General features: G+C 72.2%; 1 protein-coding gene. It reads right to left on the bottom strand.

Going from position 1 to position 6,013, the window contains the following annotated elements:
* Window positions 1-717: 717 nt before the first annotated feature.
* The coding region (locus ACOJUJ_RS15825) for an amino acid adenylation domain-containing protein (protein ID WP_420127864.1) at window positions 718-6,013 on the bottom strand (5,296 nt) is incomplete at its 5' end.

The raw sequence follows: 6,013 nt of genomic DNA, 5'->3' as shown, positions 1-6,013 counted from the left end.
TCGGAGTCGTTCGGCGGGGGGGGGGCGAAGCGGGCTGTCCGGGCCCCGTCAGGCCGCATCCCGGGCGCCGCTGGATCGGCGCGCCAGCTGGACCCGCAGCGCGCAGCCTCCCAGTTCCGCTTGGCTGAGGACGGATCGGAACCAAGCGCACCGCGATCAGCGGAACGGCCCAGGGCGCCGCGCGCTACCTGCACCGCGGCGCCGATCTACACCTCAATGGGGGGAACAAACGATAGCCCGGCGCCTGTCTGGTGTCAACGAATACCGTGTTAAAAAGATAGGGAAAATGTATACGCCACTCCCTCACCGGCGAGGCCGCTACCCAGGGCTGCCCGGGTGGATAACCCGTGTTCGGCGTAGATCCCTATCGCAAGTACTTTCATTGATTTAGAAGATTGTGAGCAAGCGACCGATTCACCGTATCAGGATGAGAGAAAGTGGATTTGCTACGATCTGCTGGTACGGCTTCCCCTGGTTTTGCAACCAGCGCCCCACGCGCCGAGACACGAAAGGTGCGCAGGATTGGACGCCTTTATACCCAAAAGCCGCGAGAGGTCACGAGGAAGAACCCCTGTGACCTCTCGTGTGATACCGAATCGGAACAACAACATCGGAAGGTACAGAGGAACCGGGAACCGCCCGAGGAACAGAGGTGTTCCGCATTCCTCCTCTGTTCCTCTGGCTGTTTTCTGTTCCTCTGTACCCTGACCTCTGTTTTCAGTAGCCCGCCCGCGCGCGGTCGAGCGCCCGCGACAGCGCCTCGCCCAGAGAGGCCGCGTTGGGCGCCTGCATCATGGACAGGTGCGTCCCCGGCACGGAGATCACCCGGAACTGCCCCGCGGGGAGCATGGCCCGCCAGCCGCGTGACTGATCCGGGTCGGCGCTCTCCTGGGCGGCAACGAGGTGGACCGCCACCGGCAGCGGCTGCGGCGTGTATTCGCGCACGGCAGCCTGGTGATCGCGCAGAAGGTCGCGCATCCAACGCGCCTGCTCTACCGTGACGTGGCCGGGGAGCAGCCCTTTCTGGTGGCACCGCGTAACAAAGGTTTCCAGGTCCGCCTCGCCGGCGGCGGCGCCCGCCGCGTCAACGTCCACGCGCCCGCTCGATTCCACGCTTTCAGCCATCTGAAGCATCTGCAGCAGCAGCGCGTGCTCCTGCGCCGCATTGTACGACAGGGCGGCGGTGCGAACGGGATGATAGGTGTCGATCATCCCCACGAACTCGACGACCTGGCCGCCATCGATCAATTGCGCGGCGGCCTCGTACGCCAGAACGCCCCCGAACGACCACCCCCCCAGCCGGTACGGCCCCGAAGGCTGCACCTCGCGGATCATCCGCACCAGGCGCGCCGCCATCGCCGGGACGGTGCGCAGCGGCGGCTCCGACGGCGGCGGCGCGGGGAGCGCGTACACCGGGACGTCGGCGTCGATGTGGGGATGGAGCACCTGTGCGTACGCGGTGGATCCCACGCCCTCGTACACCAGGAAGAGGGGGGGCCGCGATCCGGACGAACGGATGGCGATCGCGCGGTCGTGCTGGACCGGAGATTCCGAGCCGGAAACGCGCGCGGCCAGCGATTCCACCGTGGGATGCGAGAACAGGTGCGCCAGCGGCGCCTCAACCCCCAGCAGCTGCCGCATCCGCGAGATCACCCGCACCGCCAGCAGCGAGTGACCGCCCAGCGCAAAGAAGTTGTCGTGGCGGCCCACCCGCTCCACGCCCAGCACCTCGGCAAAGATCTGCGCCAGCGCCTGCTCGGTCTCGCCCGCCGGCGCCTCGTAGCCGCGCGTGGCGAGGGCGTCGCTCTCCGGCGCCGGAAGCGCCGCGCGGTCCAGCTTGCCGTTGGGCGTAAGCGGAAGCGTCTCCAGCCGCACGAACGCCGACGGCACCATGTACTCCGGCAGGCAATCGGCCAGATGCGCCCGGAGCACGTCCGCCGCGGCCTGGCCCACCACGTACGCCACCAGCCGCTTCTCGCCCGAGGCATCCTCGCGCGCCAGGACGACGGCCTCGCGCACCTCCGGGTGCTCCGCCAGCCGCGCCTCGATCTCGCCCGGCTCGATGCGGAAGCCGCGCACCTTTACCTGGAAGTCGGCGCGGCCCAGGAACTCCAGCTCCCCCGCGGCCAGCCAGCGGGCGCGGTCGCCGGTGCGGTACATCCGCGCGCCCGGCGTGGCGGAGAACGGATCGGGGATGAACGCCGCCGCCGTAGCCGCCGGGCGGCCCAGGTAGCCGCGCGCCAGCACGCCGCCGATGCACAGTTCGCCGGGAACGCCCAGCGGGGCGGGATCGCCCGCGGCGTCCAGCACGTACGCCGCGCGCCCGGGAAGGGGCCGCCCCACGGGGACGTGCACCGCCCCGCTGGGCAGCACAGCCGGGACGCCGTACGACGTGCAGGTAACCACCGTCTCGGTGGGTCCGTAGCCGTTCAGCAGCCGCACGCCGGCCGCGGGTCCGGAAGCCCACTCGCGCGCCGCCGCCGGGCTCATCGCCTCGCCGCCGGCGATCACCAGCCGCACGCTGCGGGCGAGCAGTTCCAGCGCTTCGCAGTCCGCGACGAGCTGGTGCCAGTACGCGGTTGGGGGGTTGATGACGGTCATCCCCTGCTCCGCCGCCTGCCGCGCCAGTTCCAGCGGCGTCGGCACCTCGCTCCCGCGCATCACCACGCAGGCACCGGCCGCGAGCGGCGCCAGCATCTGCTCCAGCGACACATCGAACCCCACCGCGGCGAACTGCATCACGCGGTCGGCCGGGGTCAAGCCGAACGTCGCCACGGCCGCGCGGCAGTGCGCGGCGGCTTCCGCGTGCGCCACGCCGACGCCCTTGGGCGTGCCGGTGGAGCCGGAGGTGTAGATGACGTACGCCAGCGCGGCGGGGGGGACGTCGAGCGCGAGATCGTCCCCATCCTCCCCCTCCGCCTCGGCCGGGGAGATGATTCTTCCGGCGAAGCCCTCCAGCGCCGGCTCGCGCGTCACCAGCACGGCGGCGCCCGCGTCGGCCGCCAGCGCGGCGCGGCGGGCGGCGGGGAGCGCCGGGTCCAGCGGGAGGTACGCTCCGCCCGCCTTCAGCACCGCCAGCAGCGCGACGACCAGTTCGGCCGAGCGCTCCAGCATCACCCCCACACGCGCCTCGGGACCCACGCCGGCCGCGCGGAGCCGCCGCGCCAGCCGGTTGGCGGCCGCGTTCAGCTCCGCGTAGGTAAGGCGGTCGCTGCCGAAGACCACGGCCGCCGCGCCAGGCGCACGCTCCACCTGCGCCTCGAACAGCGCGTGCACCAACGCTTCGGCTGAAGCCACGGCCTCCGTGCGGCTCCACTCCTCCACCATCCGCCGGCGCTCGTCCTCGGGGACGATCTTCAGCCGGTCCACCCGCCGGGTGTCGTCCGCGGCCATACCCTCCAGCACGCGGCGAAGATAGCCGACCCAGCGCTCCACCGTGGGCTGATCGAAGAGCGCGGCGGCGTACGTCACAACGCCCTCGATCCTCCCGCCGTGCTCCCAGAGCGCCAGCGACAGGTCCACGTTGGCCGTCGCCGGCGCGGACGGCGCCGGGGCGGCCGGTCCCGCAGCCCGGCGCTCCGACGTTTCCGCCGGGCCCACCGGCGCGGGCGTCAGGCCGGGGAGCCCGGCGGCAGTGCCGGCGCTGGAGGCGTTCTGCCAGGTGAACATCGCCTGGAAGAGCGGCGCGTGCGCCATGCTGCGCGCCGGGTGGACGATCTCCACCACCTGCTCGAAGGGGATGTCCTGGTGATGCTGCGCACCCAGCGCGCGCTCCCTCACCCGCGCCAGCAGCGCCGCCACCGTGGGCGCGTGGGACAGCTCCACGCGCACGGGAAGCATGTTCACGAAGAAGCCGATCAGCCCCTCGATCTCCGCCCGCCCGCGGTTGGCCGTCGGCGTGCCGACCACCACCTCGTCCTGCCCCGACAGACGGGAGAGCATCGCCGCCCATCCCGCGAGCAGCGTCATGTACAGCGTGGTCCCGTGGCGCCGCGAAAGCTCCTTGAGCGCGGCCGAGAGCGCTTCGTCCAGCATCACGCCAGCGGTGGCGCCGGTGAAGTCCTGTTGCGCCGGGCGCGCGTGGTCCGCCGGCAGCTCCAGCAGCTCGGGCGCGCCGGACAGCGCCTCCCGCCAGTACTCCGCCTGCTCCCGAAGGACCTCGCCCTCCATCCAGCGCCGCTGCCACGCGGCGTAGTCGGCGTACTGCACCGCGAGCGGCGGCAGCGGATCGGGCCTGCCCTCGCGGAAGGCCGTGTAGAGCGCGTTCAGCTCGCGGGTGAGCACGCCCATGCTCCACCCGTCGGAGACGATGTGGTGCATGCTGATCAGCAGCACGTGGTCGTCCTCCGCCAGCCGCGCCAGAAAGCCGCGGATCAGCGGGCCCTGCGCCAGGTCAAAGGGCGCACGCGCCTCCTCCGCCGCCAGCCGGCGAAGCTCGGCGCCCGGTTCGGCGGCGCGGCGAAGGTCGTGCTCCGCCAGCTGGAACGGGCTTGCCTCCGCCGGCGTGACGCGCTGCACCGGCTCGCCGTCCACCTCGGCGAACGTCGTGCGCAGCGACTCGTGCCGCGCCACGATGCGGTCCAGCGCCCGCCGCAGCGCGTCGCGGTCCAGCTCGCCCCGCAGCCGCTGGCGGTCGGTGATGTGGTACGCCGACCCCGTCCCCTCCATCCGGTCCATGAACCAGAGCCGCTGCTGCGCAAACGAGAGCGGCAGCGGCGCCGAGCGGTCGGCCGGCTCGATCGGCGGGAGCTCCGTGCGCGCCGCGCCGTCGATGGCCCGCGCCAGATCCGCCAGCACCGGGCGCTCGAACAGGTCGGCGAGCGCCACCTCGGCACCCAGCATCTGCCGCACGCGCGAGATCACCTGCACGGCCAGCAGCGAGTGCCCGCCCAGCTCGAAAAAGTTGTCCCAGCGGCCCACCTGCTCCGCCCCCAGCAGCGCGGACCAGATCTCCGCCAGCGCCGCCTCCGTCTCCCCCACCGGCGCCTCGTAGCCGCCCCGCGCGTAGGCGTCGCCCTCCGGCGCGGGGAGCGCCTTGCGGTCCACCTTGCCGTTGGGAGTGAGGGGATACGCCTCCAGCCACACGTACGCGGCCGGCACCATGTACTCCGGCAGCCGCTCCGACAGGTGCGCGCGAAGCGTCTCCACGTCCAGTGCCTCGCCCACGTAGTAGGCCACCAGCCGTGGGTCCCCGGGCGCGTCCTCGCGCGCCAGGACGAGCGCTTCGCGCACCGCGTGATGGCTCCGAAGCGCCGCTTCGATCTCCCCCAGCTCGATGCGGAAGCCGCGGATCTTTACCTGAAAGTCGGTGCGGCCCAGGAACTCCAGCGTCCCGTCCGCCAGCCACCGCACCAGGTCACCCGTTCGGTACAGCCGCGCACCGGGCTCGCTGCCGAAGGGGTCAGGAACGAAGCGCTCCGCCGTAAGCCCCGGACGATGCTGGTAGCCGCGCGCCACCCCCGCCCCGCCGATGTACAGCTCGCCCGCCACACCCTCCGGCACCGGCTGGCCCGCCCGGTCCAGCACGTAGACCCGCGTGTTGGCGATCGGACGGCCGATGTGCACCTTCGCGGACGCACCGATTTCGCCGGAAGTGGCGACCACGGTGGTCTCCGTGGGCCCGTAGTTGTTCACCAGCGTGTACGGCAGCGGCTCGGCCGGCATGCTCCGCAGCCGGTCGCCGCCGATCAGCAGCGTGCGCAGCCCCGCGCTGGAACGGCCGCGCGCAAACGCGACCTCCGCCAGCGGCGTGGGGAGAAAGCTCACGTCCAGTGCCTGCGCCTCCCACCACTCCAGCAGCGCCTGCGGATCGCGCGTGGCCGGCAGCAGCAGCGCGGCGCCGGCGCACAGCGGCGGCCACACCTCCCACGTCGTCGCGTCGAACCCGAACCCCGCCACGCTGGACGACCGGTCGCCCGCCTGCACCCCGAACGCGGCGCGGTGCCACGCCACCAGGTTGGCCAGGCTCCGGTGCTCCACCATCACCCCCTTCGGCTGCCCCGTGGAGCCGGAG

This window comes from Longimicrobium sp. (assembly GCF_048594345.1).
GTDB lineage: Bacteria > Gemmatimonadota > Gemmatimonadetes > Longimicrobiales > Longimicrobiaceae > Longimicrobium.
The sequence above is the reverse complement of the archived record's forward strand: the minus strand, read 5'-3'. Positions and strand labels throughout refer to the sequence as shown.